Raw genomic sequence first — 15986 nt, 5'->3', positions numbered from 1 at the left:
TGCCCTGGCTATCCCGAGCACTTCTGCGATGGTTGGGTCTTAGCGGCCGATGTGCGGCCGGGTTTCTCTGGAACGCGGGCGGTGCGGCCGGGCGGGGATCCGGGGCCAGATCTCCGCATCAAGTCGGGCAAGCCGCCACAGTGCGGGCACGGCCGCTTCGAGCCGCTTCAGCTCGTCCTCCGGGAGACTGGCCAGGCGCATTCCCAGCATTTCGTCCCGGGCTGCTGCTGTTTCGTTGAGCCGGTGCCGGCCGTCGGCGGTAATGGCAACCCGCACCTGCCGCCGGTCCTGCTCGGTGCCGGTCTTCGTGATGAGTCCACGGGCCTGGAGCCGCTGGAGGACTTCGGTCATGGAGGACACGGCCAGCTCCTGGGCCCGGGCCAGTTCGGAGACGCTGAGGGATTCCTCGGCGGAGAGCTGGCTAAGTACCTGAGCCTGTGATGTCGGCAGTGCCCGGCCTTTTCCTGCGCGGCGCACCACGTCACCGAGGATTGTCAGGGGAACGCGCAGGAAGCTGGCCAGGTCGGCCGTGCTTCCTGCCTCCCCGGATACCTCCCCGATAGTTCCTGCCGGATTCTGCCTCATGCCGCTGACCCCTTCTTGCCTGACTTCGTTGTGTTTGTTCTTGCCTTGGTTCGTGCCCCGAACCAGATTTGGGGCACGGGCTGCCCAGTCTTGCCTGCCGGGGTGGGCGGTGCCGTTTCCGCGGCACCGCCGCCTTACTAGTCCTCTTCCGGGGCGATGATGACGTTGATGCCACCGAGGCTGTCGCACTGCTGGACCTGGCAGGACAGGCGCGAGGCCTCCGGGTTGTAGTGCTCCGCATCCTCGAGCAGTTCCAGTTCGTCCTCGCTGCGGTCAGCAAGGGATTCGAGCACGGGCTTTTCCAGGAAGACGTGGCAGGTGGCGCAGGAGACCGTCCCGCCGCACGATGCCAGGACGGGGAAGTCGTTGTCGCGGAGGGTCTCCATCAGCGACTGTTCCGGTTCCCATTCCACTTCCCGGGTTGCACCCTCGCGGTCGATGACATTGATCAGGGTCTTGCTCATGGCTGTTGATCCTTTCCTGTTCTCAGCGGGTCTCGTCGACGAGTTCGCGTACAGCGGTTGTCAGCTTGTTTGCCGGGTCGGCGGCAATCTCAGGGTCGATTTCCGCCCCGGAGGCCACCAGCTTCTTTCCTACGGTGAAGTCGGAGAGCGCCGCGATGGTATCGATTGCGGCGAGGCGTCCGTCCCGGAGGTAGAGGACCGAAAAGCGCCCGTCCTTGGGGTTGCCGCGGACAATGATGTCGTCTTCCGGAAGCCGCAGCCCGGCAGTCTGGAGACGCACACCGTGCTGGACGGTCCAGAACCACGGAACCTCATGTTTGGTGTTCGTGAGGCCCATGATGCTGTTGGCCGCATTAACCGCCTGGGCGAGTGCACTCTGGATGCTCTCCAGCCGCCGGTTGATCCCCTGATCCTCAATGATCAGTCGGGTGACGTCCCCGATGGCGTAAACGTTGGGGTCTGAAGTCCGGCTGTCGGCGTCGACGAGGATGCCGTCCTTCACACCGATGCCCGCCGCCTCCGCGAGCGCCTGGCGGGGCAGCACGCCGATGCCGGCCACGACTACGTCAGCGGCGTACGCGGACCCGTCTGCAGTCACGACCTCCTGGACCTTGCCATTGCCGCGGACTTCCGTCACTGCGGCGCCGAACACGAAGCGGGTGCCCTGTTCCTGGTGCAGTTGTTCAAAGTGCCGCGAAACCGGGGCTGAGGTGACCCGGCTCATGACGCGGTCCTGGAACTCGAGGACTGTTGTGGTGCACCCGAGCTTGGCTGCCGCGGCTGCTACCTCCAGTCCGATGTAACCGGCGCCGATGATCACCACATGGGCTCCGAAGCGCATTGCCCGACGGAGGGCCTGGGCGTCGTCACGGGTCTTGAGGAGATGAATGCCGGGAAGCTCGGAGCCGGGGACTGTGAGGGCTCTGGCCTGTGAGCCCGTGGCGATGATCAGTCGGAAGTAGCCGAGGCTCGTGCCATCGGAGAGCGTGACCGACCTGGCACCCGCATCGATCCCGGTGACGGTTGCCCCGGTGATCCGTTCAATCCGCTTGTCTTCAAAGTACGATTCCTTGCGGAGCGCTGCGATCTCGTCGGAGGCTCCGGGCTTGAGGAATTCCTTTGAAAGCGGCGGCCGTTCGTACGTGGGACCGTCCTGCTCCTCAACGACGATAATGCGTCCGGCCCATTCAAGTTCGGCCAATCGGACTGCCGCCTGTACTCCCGCGTGGCCGGCTCCGATGATGACGATCGCTTCTTCAGACATCTCTTCACTTCCTTGTGACTGCCCTTGATTTCGGTCTTGTTGCCATGCTTGCAGTTATGATGTGGGCCACATCCGCGACTTTCACTCAGTGAAAGTTTGGCGGTCTATTCGCTGGGTTTCGGCGAAATCCAGAGACCGGTTGCGCGGGCGCACACAACGTCGCCGGCGATGATTTCACCTTCGGCGAACGTCTTGCGGCCTTCTATCCCGCTGACCCGCCCCACAATCCTCAGCTCCTCGAACAGCGGCACGGGCCGCTCGTAGGTGATGGTGAGCTCGCGGGTAAAACTGATCCCCGGTGCCGCGTAACGCACTGAGTGCCACAGCACGTCATCGAGGAGAACGGCGCAGTAGCCGCCATGCAGGTGGTTCCGGGGCCCCTGGTACTGCAGTGGCAGGGTGACGCGGAACTCGCTCTCGTTGCCGTCATGATGGTGCATGAGCGGGGGCGCGAGTGGATTGCGGTGGCTGACCACCGGGTTGGTGGTGATCTGCACTCTGCCTTTGCGGTCAAAGCGGGGCGGGGTTTGAGGTTCCGCGCCTTCGAGCAGGGACGGGTTTGCAAGTACGTCCTGAAGCCTCCGGACCTCCGACGCCAGGAACGTCCGGAGCTCCTCCCCGGTGTTCCCCAAGAGCCCGGCCGCCAGTCGGCGGCAGGACTCCGCCGCGTATTCGGCCAGGGAGCTCTCCTGAGCCGTTTCGGGACTAGTCACCGTCTCGGTTTGCAGCATTCTACTCAACACCCTTCTAGATACAAATGGTTTGACCAATGTATATCGTTAGATCAGTGAATACCACCCTTTGGACGGCATATTTAAAGGTAAGACCACAAAAACTATTGACCTTATGGGAGAAGGCTGCCACGCTATCGAGCAGGCCTCAGCGAAATGCCCGTCGTAGCCGGTGCTGACCTTCGGGGCCACCCACGCAAACGCCACCCCAGGGAGGGGATCCAATGCAGCGACCTGCGACGACACCGTTGTCCGACACAGCCCAAGCAACTGGAATCACAGTCACGAACCTGACCAAGACTTTCAACACAGACGGTGGGCTGGTCACCGCTGTCGACAACGTCAGCCTGCATGTTCCGGAAGGATCGTTCTTCACGATCGTCGGGCCCAGCGGCTGCGGAAAGACAACGATTCTCCGCATGCTCGCCGGACTCGAAACGCCAACGTCCGGAACAATCAACGTCAGCACCGGATCGGACAAGCCGGTGACAAACTCCATGGTGTTCCAGGGGGACTCACTTTTCCCATGGATGAACGTCTGGGAAAATGCCGCCTACGGGCTCAAGATGCGCAATGCAGCGAAGGCAACAATCCGGGAACAGGTGGGGCACTACTTGAACAAAACCGGCCTGACCAAGTTTGCCAAGGCCTATCCGCACCAGCTTTCCGGCGGCATGCGCCAGCGTGTTTCCATCGCGCGGGCCTTCGCTAACGATCCGGACGTGTTCTACATGGACGAGCCGTTTTCAGCACTGGACGAACAGAACAAAACCATCCTGCAGGAAGAACTGCTCCGCACCTGGGAAGAAAGCAGGAAAACGGTCGTCTTCATTACGCACAGCGTGGATGAGGCCGTCATCCTCGGTGACGAGGTCATGATCATGACGGCCCGTCCGGGCCGCGTAAAGAAGGTCATTGAAGTTCCCTTCGAAAGGCCCCGCAGCGTCCTCGAACTGCGCCGGCAGCCTGAATACGGCGAGATTGTCTACGACATCTGGGCATCGCTGAAGGACGAAGTTGTGGGAGCGGCCCTGTGAGCCTCAAGACGCCGCTTGCGGACCCTGCACGTTCCGCCACAGCCAAGACCACGCCTGCTCCCCCGCTGCAGCCCGTCCGGCGGCGCAGCCTCGTCAAGCGCATTGGCGCCGAGCGCTTCGCTGCCGTCCTCGCCCCGTTGGGTCTGCTGGTCCTGTGGGAGATCGCAACGAGGGCAGGGCTGCTGAATGTCCAGTTCTTCCCCGCCCCAACCACCATCGCGCAGGAATTCGGTCGCCTGATCGGTTCCGGTCAACTGCTCGACACCACCATGATCAGCATGGGCAGGCTCTCAATCGGCTTCATTATCGGCGCCGTCCCGGCCGTTGTTATCGGCATCATCATGGGACTCAGCCGCTGGGTCCGCACAATCGCAGAACCCCTCATTGCCGCAACCTATCCGATTCCCAAGACCGCCATCTTCCCGCTGCTGCTGATCATCTTCGGCCTGGGCGAATCCAGCAAGATCGCCGTCGTCGCCATCGGGGTCTTCTTCCCGGTCGTGGTCAACACCGCGGCAGGCGTGATGGGCATCAACCAGATCCACCACGACGTGGGCAAAAACTTCAAGGCGAGCCGGCTGCAGGTTTTCAGGACCATCGCCGTCCCCGCCGCCACGCCCCTGATCATCGCCGGCATGAAGCTGGGCGTCGGCATGGCGCTCATGCTCATCGTCGTCGCGGAAATGCTCGGCGGAACAAGCGGCCTCGGCTTCATGATCTGGAACTCATGGTCCACGTTCCGAGTCGAGACGATGTACGTCGCCCTCATCCTGATCTCCGTCCTGGGCGTCGCCATGACCCTTCTGCTCACGGAAGTCGAACGGCTGCTCACACCGTGGAACCGCAAGAACTCCTAGCACTGCCCCAATCCCGCTCATCCCACCTTCCGCGGCAATGAAGCCGCCGAAAGGACATCCCATGTTCAAAAACACCCGTATTCTGCCGGCCCGCAACCGGTTCCTTGTCCGGACAGCAGGCGCCGTCATGGGCATCACCGCACTGCTCGGCGTCGCCGCCTGCGGCGGCAACAGCAGCGCCAGCACCTCCAATGGAACTGCCGAGGTCTCAGTGGGCCACGCTGCGGGAATCTCCAACGCTCCGCTCTATATCGGCATCGAAAAGGGCTACTTCAAGGAAGAAGGCCTGAACGTTAAATTGGTTGCCTTCAAGTCAGGCGGGGACATGGTCGCGCCCCTGGCTTCCGGCGCCCTCGACGCCGGCACGGCTGCGCCGGGGGCCGGGATCTTCAACGCCGTCGGCCGCGGCCTGGGTGTGCGGCTGGTGGCCGATACCGGCAAGCTCGTCCCCGGCAGCAAGTACTCGTCCCTCCTGATCCGCAAGTCGCTGGTGGACAGTAAGGAGTTCACGTCGGTCAAGGACCTCAAGGGCAAGCGCCTGGGCCTGTACGCGGACGGGACCTCCACAACACTGTGGTTCGACCGCGCCCTCAAGGAAGGCGGCCTGGCTCGCGCCGATATCCAGGCCAACTTCCTCAGCGGCCCGGACCAGGCCGTGGCACTGGAGAACGGTTCCATCGATGCCGCAACCACGGCTGAACCCTTCGCCACCAAGGCCATCGAGAACGGGTCAGCCGTGCGGTTCGCCGTCGGAGCCGACTTCTACCCGGGCCTCCAACTCGGCGCCATGATGTACGGCACGGCCTTCACGGAAAAGAACCCCGAGGCGGCCCTCAGCTTCATGAAGGGCTGGCTCCGCAGCGTCAAGGACTACAACGCCGCATTGGTCGACGGACAGCTCGCGGGCACCAACGCGCCAGAAGTCATCGACATCATTGCCAAATACACGGAACTGGATCCTAAGCTCGTGGCCAAAGCCTATTCTCCGGAGATCAGCCCCACGGGTGAAATGAACCTGACGGGCGTGGCGGAAGACCTCGAGACCTACCGGGCCCAAGGGCTGATCGAAAAGGCCGATCTGAAGGTCGAGGACATCATGGACACGTCCTTCAGCGAGAAGGCAGCCGCGGAGATGGCCGCAAAGTAGCAAGAGCAGCAACTGCACCTGTTCGATCCGCGCCGCGGTCGAAGGCGACAACCGCCTCCGGCCGCGGCGCAGTTCACGAAAGCGTGAGTTCACAATGCGAGCACTGAAATATCTCGGCACCGGCTATGTGGCCTGGGCTGAAGCAGAGAAGCCCACAGCCGGTCCCGGCCAGGTCCTTCTCAAAGTCTCCGCCGGCGGCATCTGTCATACGGACGTGGCTTTCCGCGCCCATCCCGGCCTGGCCATCCCGCCCGGGCTGACCCTTGGACATGAAATCGCGGGCGTCGTCAGCGACGTCGGCCCTGGCGTGTCCGGCCTGGAGCCGGGGACCTTCGCCGTGGTCCACACCGTCTGGTCGTGCGGAGTCTGCCGCCAGTGCGGTTCCGGGCGCGAGAACGCGTGCCTGGGCACCGGCGGTCGGATGCAGCCTCCTCAGGGTCCCGGTACAAAGCACGACGGCGGGCTGGCCACTTACGTGACGGCCCCGGCAAGTGCCGTAATTCCGGCCCCCGGGCTCGCACCTGAACTCGCGGCGGTGCTTCCGGACGCCGCCCTCGTTCCCTACCATTCCATCAAGGACTGCCTCGCGCTGCTCGGGCCGGGTTCCTCGGCAGCGGTGATCGGCCTCGGCGGCCTGGGCCAGTTCGCCGTCTCCATCCTGGGAGCCATCACGCCCGCCCGGCTCATCGCTTTGGACGTGCGGCAGGCCGCCCTGGACGCCGTCCGCTCAAGCGTGGACTTTGCCATCGATGCTTCCGCTCCCGACGCAGCCCGGCAAGTGCTCGACGCCGCAGGGGGGTTTGGCCCGGACTTCGTTCTGGACCTCGTGGGCAGCAGCGCGACACTGCAGCTGGCGACATCGGTGGTTGCCCCGTACGGGGCAATTCGTGTACCCGGTCAGAGCGACGGCGTCCTGCAGTTCGAGACGAGGCGCACCACGACGTCGATTCCCCGCGGGGTGACCATCAACCGCCCGTACAGCGGCACCCGCAGTGAGCTGTACGACGTCGTCGCTCTCGCCCAAGCAGGCAGGATCGGCATCGATCTGAAGACGTATCCGTTCGAAAATGCGCTGGACGCATTTGACGACCTCGAGGCGGGCCGCATCACCGGACGCGCCGTGGTGGTGATGGAGTAGGCCGCCCGGACGGCTCTACCAGGAAGCGTCCCCGGCCGGCATCGCGTCCCGGACCGGGACCTGTACGTGATGTCCTTGTGACGCCAGATACACTACGTGGCTGGCAGTCTCCCCCAGGGCCAGCCGGAGCACCGGTCCTTGGAGCGAATGCCAGCCGCGGGACCAGGTGAGCAACCGCGCGATCTCCCAGATCGAATGTGCGCTGCCGCCAGCGAGGATTTTGACCACCTCCGCCGAACGGGCACGGTTGTCTGCCTGCAGCTCGTCGACCCGGCGGCGCATCCCGCTGAACCTGTACTCGTGGGCAGGGCAAACTTCCATCTCGTCCTCGAACCCGATCAGGTCGAGCGACTCGTAGTAGTCCTCCAGCGGATTGACGGGCCCCGGGATCTCGAAGGGAATGTTCGGGGTAATGCGGGGCAGGACGTGGTCGCCGCTGAAGATCAGGCCCCGTGCCTCGTCCACGAGGCAGATGTGGCCGGGTGTGTGGCCGGGTGTGGCGACAACGCGCAGGCGCAGTCCCGCGGCGGGCACGAGAGTGCCGCCGGCGAACCTGAGATCCGGCTCTGCCAGCCCCCGTGCAGTCAGGCGCTTCCGGTCCACGACAACTTCGTCGAGCCGGTCCGCGGGCACGCCCCAGAGCCTGAGCAGGCTGCGGTCAGCAGCAATCCACGCGTCATCGTCGCCGCCGGTGGGCACACCGAGTGTTTCATGTTCGCCCAGTGCCACCCACGCGCCCGAGGCGTCCCGTACCCGGGCTGCCAGGCCCAAATGGTCGGCATGCCGGTGAGTGACGACGACGCCGGTCAGTTCCGCAAAGCCCACGTCTGCCCGGGCCAGGCCGGCCGCGAGGTGCCGCCAGCCCACGTCGCTGGCCCAGCCCGGGTCGACGAGCACGGCATCGTTCGCCCCAAGCAGCAGGTAGCTGAGGGTGTACCGCATCGGATGGTTTGGGAAAGGGACCGGGATGGACCAGACACCTTCACGTATCTGCTCCACGGCCGGCAGGACTTTGTCCCGCCAGGCCGCCTTCTGGTCATGGCCGGTCACTGTAATCGAGGAACCACTCACTGGCTGTCCTTTCGTTGTGCTTGCTCTAGGCCGGGACGCGGCCGATGGGATGGCGGTGCCCGCGTTCATTCAGATATTGAGTCCAGGTCAGCCACGGGCCGACGTTTTCTGATCCTGCTCTCCGCCGCGTGACCCCGACTGATGATGGCGGCCGATGCGGCCAGTCCCAGTCCGGCAACAAGCCACGAAATTCGGTACGACGAAACCTGCGCCAGGATTCCAAACGCCAGCGGTCCCGCCGCGGCGCCAAGAGAAAGACCTACTTGCAAGGTGCCGGTCGAGGTCCCCACGGAGCTCAGGCGATCCCGCATCACTCCGTAGGTCAACACCCCCGGCCAGGCCCAGCCCGCACCGTATGCAAACACCGCACCGGCCATCACTGCCCAGGGCTGACCTACGGCGAGCACCAGGAATCCGACCGATCCGACCAGGAGAAACTGGCAAGCCAGGGAATAGGGGCTGTAGTACGGCCGGCGATCGAGGAAGAAGCCCGCTCCAATCCGGGATACCAGCCCCATGAGGGCAGCTCCGGCGAAGAGAACTCCGGCATGGCTCGGGCTGATTCCGGAGCTGACTGCAGAATCCACAAGGAAGATCCCCAGGCTGGTGGCGGAAGCCGCCGCCACGGCGCCACCAGCAGTGAGTAGGGCCATTGCCCTCCGTGAGGAAGGCGGATCAATGGCGGCGGGCGTGCGGGGACCGGTCGGCTGTTGGATTCTGTCGCCAACTCCCCAGGCCGCAACGAGCAGGGCTAATACCGCCGCCAGGACGAATGCCCATCTCCAGCCAAACACCAGGGCCACGGCCGGCACAGCCAGGCCTCCGAGGAGGGAGGCCGTGGGGATGGAGGCCTGTTTCACCCCCATGGCGACGCCCAAGCGCCGAAAGGGGACGGATTCGGACAGGGCCATGTTGGAGGCAGGTTGCCCCAGAGCGTTGCCGGTTCCCGCCACCACGAGGCACAGTGCCAGCCAGAGGAAATTCGGCGCCGCCGCTATCCCGGCGAGGGCAAATGCTGAGGTCGAGGCAGCAAAGAGCATTCCGCGCTTGGGACCGATCCGCTGGACAAGACGGCCGCACAAGGGCGCCAAGACTCCACCGGTTCCGAACATGATTGCGGCCCCGAGCCCTATGGCCGCAGGCGCCAGCGCTATGTCATGCCGCATTTGTACCACCAGCGAGCCCATGAGAAAGGTCGGCGACACGGTCACGGAAGTCAGGGCAACGGTCTTTACAACCGCCGTGGCGCCGGGCAATGACCGGAGCCGGCTGCTTGTCTTCATTGACAATCTCCGGTCCTATATTGTGCCAATTGGTTTGACCAATGTATATCTGCCTATTTTAGAACGTCAAGGGTCTTGACGGCTCCACGGCTGGCTCCGTAGGATAGTACGGTCATACCAATAGACATTTAGGTTTAGCAGACGCAAGGGAGCGGCATGGCACCGGTATTCACTGAGGAACAAACCGAGCTGCGCCAGACGGTGCGGCGATTCTGCGAGGAGAAGTTCCCCGAACCAGCCGTTCGGCGTCTTGTCGATTCGGAGCTGGGCTTCGACCCCGCCGTGTGGCAACAGATGGCCCAGCAACTCGGGCTGCAGTCCCTGGCCATCCCGGAGGAATTCGGCGGCGCTGGATTCTCACTGGCAGAGCAAGCCATCGTGATGGAAGAACTGGGCCGGTCACTGGCACCGACGCCGTTCCTTTCGACGGTAGTGCTTGCGGGCAACCTGATGCTGGCCACTGACGATGCGGCCGCCAAGGAGGAAATCCTCGAGGGCATCTCCGCCGGAGAAACTCGCGCGGCCGTAGCCTTCCTCGAACCATCGCAGCGCTGGGACGAAGAAGGCATTCAGTGCAGCGCTGATCGTTCCGGCGACGGTTGGGCATTGAGCGGGATCAAGACCAACGTGATTGACGGCCAAACGGCCGACCTCCTGCTGGTTCTGGCACGCACGCCGCTGGGAGTCTCCGTGTTCCGCGTGGACGCCCACGGCACAGGGGTTCGCGCCGATGGCGTCGACACGCTGGACCTGACCCGCCGCCAGGCGATCGTGGTGTTGGACAAGGCGCCCGCCGAACTGGTCGGTACCGAGGGCACTGGCTGGGCGGCGGTGGCGCAGATGCTCCGGGCCGCCTCAGTGGCGCTTGCCTCGGAGAACGCCGGTGGAGCGCTGAAGCTCCTCGAACTGGCGGCTGAGTACGCACGCACCCGCGAGCAGTTCGGCAAAGTGATCGGCGGCTACCAGGCGATCAAGCAGAAGCTGGCGGACGTACTGATGGATGTGGAGCTCGCCCGTGCGGCTGCTCACCGCGTGGCTCGGGCGGCGTCGGAAGAGGACCCTGCGCTTCCTGCCGAAGCTGCGATGGCTCATGCCCTGACAGCTGAGACCTTCGTCAAGGCTGGCTACGATGCCATCCAGGTTCACGGCGGCATCGGGTTCACGTGGGAACATCCGGCCCACCTCTACTTCCGCCGGGCCAAGAGCAATGAACTGCTGTTCGGCACCCCCGACCACCATCGCGAGCTTGCGGCCCAGCACCTCGGTATCTAGGTCAGAAACATACGAAGGAAGGCGCCCCGGGAACGGGGCGCCTTCTTCGTCATCTGGGTGCCGGCTAACTTGTGAGGCCGATGTGGGTAATGCAGTGTCGCGGTGAGGCACCGTTTCGTTGCGATTGGTGGCAGTCCGTGTGACTGCCCGGTGCCCCACCGACGTTAGGCCGCCGGCCAGCCTGTCATCCGTTAGACAGGCTGGCTGAACACGGTCGGGACTGAGAAGTTGAAGACTCCGGTGTCGAACTGGTTGTAGCCCTCATAGTCGACCAGTTCATAGAGGCGTGCTCGTGTCAGCATCGCGGGAACACTTGCCTCCTGGGTGCCCGATTCCCGGATTGTCTCCAGGGCGCGTTCCGCCGCGCCCATGGCCATGCGCAGGAGGGTCACCGGGTAAATGACCATATTGACGCCGACGCTCTCCAGCTCGCGGACCGTGAACAGCCTGGATTTTCCGAACTCGGTCATGTTGGCCAGGATCGGAACGTCAACGGCTTCCCGAATGGCGGCGAACTCTGCCAGGTCCTTCATGGCCTCCGGGAAGATCGCGTCGGCCCCCGCGTCAACGAGTGCCCGTGCCCGGTCCTGTGCGGCACGGATGCCATCTGCGGCGCGGACATCAGTCCGTGCCATGATGAGGAAGTTCGGGTCTCGGCGTGCATCAGCTGCCGCACGGATCCGACGGGTGGCAACGTCCACGTCCACCACGCCTTTACCGTCCAGGTGGCCGCACCGCTTTGGATTGATTTGATCCTCGATGTGGCACCCTGCCAGCCCCGCATTTTCGAGTTCCTGGACTGTACGGGCAGCGTTCATCGGTTCGCCGAAACCGGTGTCCGCATCAACAAGTGCCGGCAGGTCTGTCATGCGTGCGATCTGCCCGGCGCGGGTTGCTACTTCGGTCAGAGTGGTCAGGCCGATGTCCGGCAAACCAAGGTCGTTGGCCAGCACCGCTCCGGAAATGTAAACGCCGGAGAAGCCCTTCTCCTCGATAAGGCGGGCCGAGAGCGGGTTGAATGTTCCGGGGAACTGATGAATTGACCCGTCTGTCAGGAGTTCGCGGAGGCGGATTCGCTTCTGTTCCGGGGTAACTTTCGAGTAGAGCATGAGTTTCCTTTCGGGGCTAGCGCACCATTCCTAGCCCGCCATTGACTGAAATTGTTTGTCCCGTGATGAACCGGGAGCCGTCCCCGGCGAGGAAGACCATTACCGGGGCAAGGTCCCGGTCGGGGTCGCCGAGGGCACCGCCGAGCGGCGTCTTCGCGTACACGTTGCCGCGTCCGTCCGCCTGACCGGACTCGGTCATCGGTGTTTTCATGGCCGGGACAACGGTGTTCACCCGGACGCCGTGGGCGGCGAATTCGAGGGCCACGGTCCGGGTCCAGGCGTGGACGCCGCCTTTGGTTGCCGAGTATCCGCCCAGGCCACGGATCGCGGTCATGCCGGAGTCGGAACCGAAGTTGATTATGGCACCGGAGCCGGCCGGCTTCATGGCCACAAAGGCCGCCTGATTCGTATAGAACGTCCCGCGGAGGTTGATGTTCAGGAGGAAATCGAAGTCTTCTTCGGTCAGGTCCTCCGCCGGCTTGGCGCGCTGCACCCCGGCCACATTCACCAGGACATCGAGGCCGCCCATGCGCTGCGCGGCCTCGGACACGGCGTCAAAGACCTGTGCCCTGTCGGAGACATCGGCGGCCAGGAAGGCGACGTCGCCGCCGGTCTCCTTGGCGATTCGCTCCGCGGCTGCTGTCCCCTGCTGCGCCTGAAGGTCCATGGCAACGACTGTCGCGCCTTCCCGGGCAAACGCCCGGACACTGGAGGCGCCCATTCCCTGGGCGCCTCCGGTCACAATGATGCGTTTTCCCTGCAGCTGCCCGCCGCCGGTCCCTCTCATACGTCCGTGTTTCTGGTCAGCGTGGGATCTGGTGTCGGGCATGAGGTTCCTTCCGTGGCGGCCATATGGCCGATCAGCAGTTCAGCGAGGCGGCCAGGTTCCGTCCGGTGGCCGAGGTGATTCGCGCCGCCGATCGTCGCCAGCCTTCCCTGCGGGGCACGCCGGGCAAGTTCCTGCGTTGCCCGCTCGTGCCTGCTGTCCGTGGCGGTTCCATAGACGGCCAAAACGGGAACTTCGATCGCCTCCGGCAGATAGGCGGGGCCGCCGTCGCGCGCGTCCACAAGCTCTGCGGCCCACGCCGGACCGTGCCGCAGAAAACCCTCGCGCCTGTCGTCGTCGAGCGCTTCCCATCGTGCGTCTCCGAGGTGCCGCCTCAGGAACTGCTCAGCGGCAGCACGGACCTCGGCGTCATGGGAGGCGTTTTCGGGAAGCACGAGCGGCGGCCACCATGATTCCCATGGCATCGGCGCCTCGTAAACGAGGATGCCCTGCACCAGGTGCGGTGCCCTTTCGGCCGCTGCCAAGGCGATCACCCCACCCAGGCTGTGCGCCAGCACCATGGAGCGGTGGCCGTCCAGCAGTGCCAGCAGGTCGCCGACATGGTCGGCAAGGCGTGCCGGCGGCTGCTCAGCGAGACGCGATTCACCGTACCCCCGGCGGTCGTACGAGACCACGTCGAGTCCCCCCAGGTGCCCGATCAGCCGTGAAAAACTGGCTCCCGTATCCATGGCGCCGTGGACCAGGACGACCCGCGGGGTATCAGGGGTATTCTTTGGTCCGCGTATTTCGCGGACAGCGAGGCCGGACATGTCGGCACTGGTCGTGTTCATGCGCTCGCCTAATCCCGCGGAAGTCCGAGGACCTTCTCCGCGAGTGAGTTCCGGACGATCTCGTCCGTACCTGCGAAGATATGCACCCCCGGTTCGCCGAGGACCAGGGAGTTCCAGGAGAAGGTTCCCCATTCGCCGCCGTCCGCTGTGAGCCTGGGGCCCAGGACCTGACCTGCGAGCTGCGAGGCGCGGCGAAGGTTGAAGCTCAGGGCGAGCTTGCTCACCAGCGGTGTCGGATCGGACTTGTAGCCGGTTGCTCCGGCGCGGTCGGTGCCGTTCCGGGTGAGCTGCTTGGTGGCCCAGAAGCCCGTTATGGTTTTGACCAGGGCCTGGCGCACCAGCGGATCCTCGGCTTGGTCCATCGCCCGGACCAGGGCGATGAGGCGGCTGCCGTTGGCCAGGCCGGAGCCGGAGCGGCTCAGGCCGGCGCCGATTCCGGCGCGTTCCCGGGCCAGGATCTCGCCGGTCACGTCCCAGCCCTGGCCGACTTCGCCGAGCAGATAGGAATCCGGCACATAGGCGTCGTCGAGGTAGACCTCGTTGAACGCCGCTCCCCCGGTCATCTGGCGGAGCGGTACAACCTTGACACCTTGCTGGTGCATGTCCAGGACAAAGGCGGAGAAGGCCCGTTTTCCGGGCTCGTTAGAGGTGCGGCAGAAGATGACGCCAATGTCGGCGAGGTGGGCATCTGAGGTCCACACCTTTTGCCCGCTCAAGAGCCAGCCGCCTTCGGTCCGTGTGGCGCGGGTTCGGACGGAGAACAGGTCGGATCCCGCGTCTGGTTCGCTGAACAGTTCGCAGGCCACCAACTCGCCTCGCTGGAGGGCCCTGGGGATGCTTTCCTTGACTTCCGTTGTTCCTCGGCTGAGCAGTACGGGGCCCAGGACGTGATCGAGCTTGAAGTATGTTTCGCTGGGCGTCTGGTACTTCGCTTCCAGCCGCTGGTACGCGCGGACGTAGGCGCGCGGCAGGCTGCGGCCACCGGACTCCGTGGGTCCGTCCAGCCAGCCGAAGCCGGCATCGAAGCGCTTGTGACGCCATACGCGTGCTTCAGTGAGGCGTACTCGTTCCTCTGCCGAGTCCGGTTCCTCCCACAGCTTGACGCCGGCGTCCTCGCCGACACCCCACTGGAATGCAGTGCGGGCAGGACTTGGCTCGGCGTTGGCATCCAAGAATGCGGTTGCCCGGGCCACGAACTCCTCGAGACTCTCCGGGCTCTCGCCGGCCTGGGGCTTTGTGGTCTCGCTCATGTAGGCAGTCTCCACCATGTTCATCCCTCCTGGGTATCAGTTGCGGGTAAGCGGCTCGGCCAGGCCGAGCCGATCAAGAATTTGGGCCGTATGTTCTCCCGGCCGGGGCCGCGGCTTCGCGGACGACGGCGTGCGGCTAAATCGCGGGGTGGGGGCCGGTTCCGGAAAACCATCGACGGTAATGAAGGCATCCCGGGCGCGGTGCAATGCGGCGTCCGGCGCTTCGGCCGGTGAGAGGACCGGTGCGAAGCAGGCCTCCACGCCGTCGAAGACGTCTTCCCATTCCGCACGGGTCCGCGTGCGGACCTTCGCGGCGATCAGGTCATGGCGCCGGGGCCAGGCATTCCGGTCGTTTTGCGGATTCATGTCCTGGGGATCCAGCTCCAGTGTGCTGACCAGCGCCTCGTAGAATTTCCGTTCGATCGCACCGAACGAAATGAAGCGCCCGTCAGCCGTTTCGTAGACGTCATAATAGGGTGCCCCCGTGTCGAAGAGGTTGGACGCGCGTTCGTCCTTCCATTGCCCCAGGGACTTCATGTGATGGACCACTGACATGAGCATGGACGCGCCGTCCACGCAGGAAGCGTCCACCACCTGTCCCTGGCCGGAGCGGGAGCGTTCAAAGAGTGCTGACAGGATGCCCACCGCCAAGAACATGCTGCCGCCGCCGAAGTCGCCCACCAGGGTAAGTGGGACTACGGGTGGCTGTCCCGCCCTGCCAATTGGTTCGAGCGCGCCTGCCTGGGCGATGTAATTGATGTCGTGGCCGGCAGCCGCGGACAGCGGGCCCTCCTGGCCCCAACCGGTCATTCGCGCATAAACCAGGCCGGGGTTCTCCGTCATCAGATCCTCGGGCCCTAGGCCGAGCCGCTCCATGACGCCGGGGCGGAAGCTCTCCACCAGGACGTCTGCCTGACGGGCAATGGCAGCGGCAAGCCGTTTGCCCTCCTCGTCCTTCAGGTCGGCGACTACCGAGGTCCGGCCCCGGCCGAACGTGTCACGGGCAGCGGCCTGCTCGAGGTATTCAGTCGGCTGAGGCCTTTCGATCCGAATCACTTCCGCACCCATGTCCGCAAGCAGCATGCAGCAGAAGGGCGCCGGGCCCAGCCCGGCGACTTCCACGATCTTCAGTCCTTCAAGTACTCCAGTCATCAGTTCCGT

The 15986-nt window shown here is 64.5% G+C and carries 16 protein-coding genes; 5 read left to right on the top strand and 11 right to left on the bottom strand.

All coding sequences use genetic code 11. From position 1 onward, the window contains the following. Positions 1-39: 39 nt before the first annotated feature. The 4 genes from J7I79_RS04865 to J7I79_RS24725 form a co-directional block, all read right to left on the bottom strand. Positions 40-585: a MarR family winged helix-turn-helix transcriptional regulator gene (locus J7I79_RS04865; RefSeq protein WP_214950964.1), complete on the bottom strand. Its 546-nt coding sequence runs from the start codon at positions 583-585 to the stop codon at positions 40-42. A 137-nt stretch (positions 586-722) separates the two neighbouring features. Continuing rightward, complete coding sequence (locus tag J7I79_RS04860) at positions 723-1049, bottom strand: 2Fe-2S iron-sulfur cluster-binding protein (protein ID WP_214843963.1); 327 nt, start codon at positions 1047-1049, stop codon at positions 723-725. Between the two features lie 22 nt (positions 1050-1071). After that, positions 1072-2313, bottom strand: a complete 1242-nt coding sequence (locus J7I79_RS04855; protein WP_214950962.1) for an NAD(P)/FAD-dependent oxidoreductase — start codon at positions 2311-2313, stop codon at positions 1072-1074. Between the two features lie 104 nt (positions 2314-2417). Continuing rightward, the gene (locus J7I79_RS24725) at positions 2418-3026 is read right to left on the bottom strand and encodes a PaaI family thioesterase (protein ID WP_214950960.1); all 609 of its coding nucleotides are present in this window, start codon (positions 3024-3026) and stop codon (positions 2418-2420) included. A gap of 242 nt (positions 3027-3268) precedes the next feature. Between J7I79_RS24725 and J7I79_RS04845 the strand changes: the two genes are divergently transcribed. The 4 genes from J7I79_RS04845 (at position 3269) to J7I79_RS04830 (ending at position 7223) form a co-directional block, all read left to right on the top strand. Further along, positions 3269-4081 (top strand): ABC transporter ATP-binding protein, encoded by an 813-nt coding sequence (locus tag J7I79_RS04845; RefSeq protein WP_214950958.1) that lies wholly within the window; start codon positions 3269-3271, stop codon positions 4079-4081. Next, positions 4078-4938 carry an ABC transporter permease gene (locus tag J7I79_RS24145; protein WP_214950956.1) on the top strand — a complete coding sequence of 287 codons (861 nt, stop codon included), beginning with the start codon at positions 4078-4080 and terminating at the stop codon, positions 4936-4938. The genes J7I79_RS04845 and J7I79_RS24145 overlap by 4 nt, the downstream gene beginning before the upstream one ends. Positions 4939-4999: 61 nt before the next feature. Then, positions 5000-6085 (top strand): ABC transporter substrate-binding protein, encoded by a 1086-nt coding sequence (locus J7I79_RS04835; RefSeq protein ID WP_214950954.1) that lies wholly within the window; start codon positions 5000-5002, stop codon positions 6083-6085. A gap of 94 nt (positions 6086-6179) precedes the next feature. Next, the gene (locus J7I79_RS04830) at positions 6180-7223 is read left to right on the top strand and encodes an alcohol dehydrogenase catalytic domain-containing protein (RefSeq protein WP_214950952.1); all 1044 of its coding nucleotides are present in this window, start codon (positions 6180-6182) and stop codon (positions 7221-7223) included. Positions 7224-7238: 15 nt separating this feature from the next. Here the strand turns inward: J7I79_RS04830 and J7I79_RS04825 are convergent, their stop codons facing one another. Further along, positions 7239-8294: an MBL fold metallo-hydrolase gene (locus tag J7I79_RS04825; protein ID WP_214950950.1), complete on the bottom strand. Its 1056-nt coding sequence runs from the start codon at positions 8292-8294 to the stop codon at positions 7239-7241. Positions 8295-8359: 65 nt separating this feature from the next. Beyond that, complete coding sequence (locus J7I79_RS04820; RefSeq protein ID WP_214950948.1) at positions 8360-9577, bottom strand: CynX/NimT family MFS transporter; 1218 nt, start codon at positions 9575-9577, stop codon at positions 8360-8362. Between the two features lie 156 nt (positions 9578-9733). Between J7I79_RS04820 and J7I79_RS04815 the strand changes: the two genes are divergently transcribed. After that, positions 9734-10849, top strand: a complete 1116-nt coding sequence (locus J7I79_RS04815; RefSeq protein WP_214950946.1) for an acyl-CoA dehydrogenase family protein — start codon at positions 9734-9736, stop codon at positions 10847-10849. A 191-nt stretch (positions 10850-11040) separates the two neighbouring features. Here the strand turns inward: J7I79_RS04815 and prpB are convergent, their stop codons facing one another. The 5 genes from prpB to J7I79_RS04790 are packed head-to-tail and all read right to left on the bottom strand — an operon-like array spanning position 11041 to position 15977. Then, complete coding sequence (gene prpB, locus J7I79_RS04810; RefSeq protein WP_214950944.1) at positions 11041-11958, bottom strand: methylisocitrate lyase; 918 nt, start codon at positions 11956-11958, stop codon at positions 11041-11043. A gap of 16 nt (positions 11959-11974) precedes the next feature. Beyond that, a complete protein-coding gene (locus J7I79_RS04805; protein WP_214950942.1) occupies positions 11975-12745 on the bottom strand; it encodes an SDR family NAD(P)-dependent oxidoreductase in 771 nt (256 codons plus the stop codon). After that, positions 12742-13575 carry an alpha/beta fold hydrolase gene (locus J7I79_RS04800; protein WP_214950940.1) on the bottom strand — a complete coding sequence of 278 codons (834 nt, stop codon included), beginning with the start codon at positions 13573-13575 and terminating at the stop codon, positions 12742-12744. Before J7I79_RS04800 ends, J7I79_RS04805 begins: the two co-directional genes overlap by 4 nt. Positions 13576-13583: 8 nt before the next feature. Further along, positions 13584-14825, bottom strand: a complete 1242-nt coding sequence (locus tag J7I79_RS04795) for an acyl-CoA dehydrogenase family protein (protein ID WP_214950938.1) — start codon at positions 14823-14825, stop codon at positions 13584-13586. Between the two features lie 36 nt (positions 14826-14861). After that, complete coding sequence (locus J7I79_RS04790; protein ID WP_214950936.1) at positions 14862-15977, bottom strand: CaiB/BaiF CoA-transferase family protein; 1116 nt, start codon at positions 15975-15977, stop codon at positions 14862-14864. Positions 15978-15986 lie beyond the last annotated feature (9 nt).

It is taken from the genome of Arthrobacter sp. ISL-69 (assembly GCF_018613775.1).
Classification (GTDB): Bacteria; Actinomycetota; Actinomycetes; order Actinomycetales; family Micrococcaceae; genus Arthrobacter.
Note: the sequence above shows the minus strand (reverse complement) of the source record. Positions and strands in the feature narration are given on the sequence as shown.

Bases quoted from the DNA above. Each gene is read 5' to 3' on its own strand.
- J7I79_RS04855 (WP_214950962.1), bottom strand. From the start codon at position 2,313: ATGTCTGAAGAAGCGATCGTCATCATCGGAGCCGGCCACGCGGGAGTA.
- J7I79_RS04860 (WP_214843963.1), bottom strand. From the start codon at position 1,049: ATGAGCAAGACCCTGATCAATGTCATCGACCGCGAGGGTGCAACCCGG.
- J7I79_RS04865 (WP_214950964.1), bottom strand. From the start codon at position 585: ATGAGGCAGAATCCGGCAGGAACTATCGGGGAGGTATCCGGGGAGGCA.
- J7I79_RS04830 (WP_214950952.1), top strand. From the start codon at position 6,180: ATGCGAGCACTGAAATATCTCGGCACCGGCTATGTGGCCTGGGCTGAA.
- J7I79_RS04815 (WP_214950946.1), top strand. From the start codon at position 9,734: ATGGCACCGGTATTCACTGAGGAACAAACCGAGCTGCGCCAGACGGTG.
- J7I79_RS04835 (WP_214950954.1), top strand. From the start codon at position 5,000: ATGTTCAAAAACACCCGTATTCTGCCGGCCCGCAACCGGTTCCTTGTC.
- J7I79_RS04795 (WP_214950938.1), bottom strand. From the start codon at position 14,825: ATGAGCGAGACCACAAAGCCCCAGGCCGGCGAGAGCCCGGAGAGTCTC.
- J7I79_RS04800 (WP_214950940.1), bottom strand. From the start codon at position 13,575: ATGAACACGACCAGTGCCGACATGTCCGGCCTCGCTGTCCGCGAAATA.
- J7I79_RS04790 (WP_214950936.1), bottom strand. From the start codon at position 15,977: ATGACTGGAGTACTTGAAGGACTGAAGATCGTGGAAGTCGCCGGGCTG.
- J7I79_RS04845 (WP_214950958.1), top strand. From the start codon at position 3,269: ATGCAGCGACCTGCGACGACACCGTTGTCCGACACAGCCCAAGCAACT.
- J7I79_RS04820 (WP_214950948.1), bottom strand. From the start codon at position 9,577: ATGAAGACAAGCAGCCGGCTCCGGTCATTGCCCGGCGCCACGGCGGTT.
- prpB (WP_214950944.1), bottom strand. From the start codon at position 11,958: ATGCTCTACTCGAAAGTTACCCCGGAACAGAAGCGAATCCGCCTCCGC.
- J7I79_RS04805 (WP_214950942.1), bottom strand. From the start codon at position 12,745: ATGAGAGGGACCGGCGGCGGGCAGCTGCAGGGAAAACGCATCATTGTG.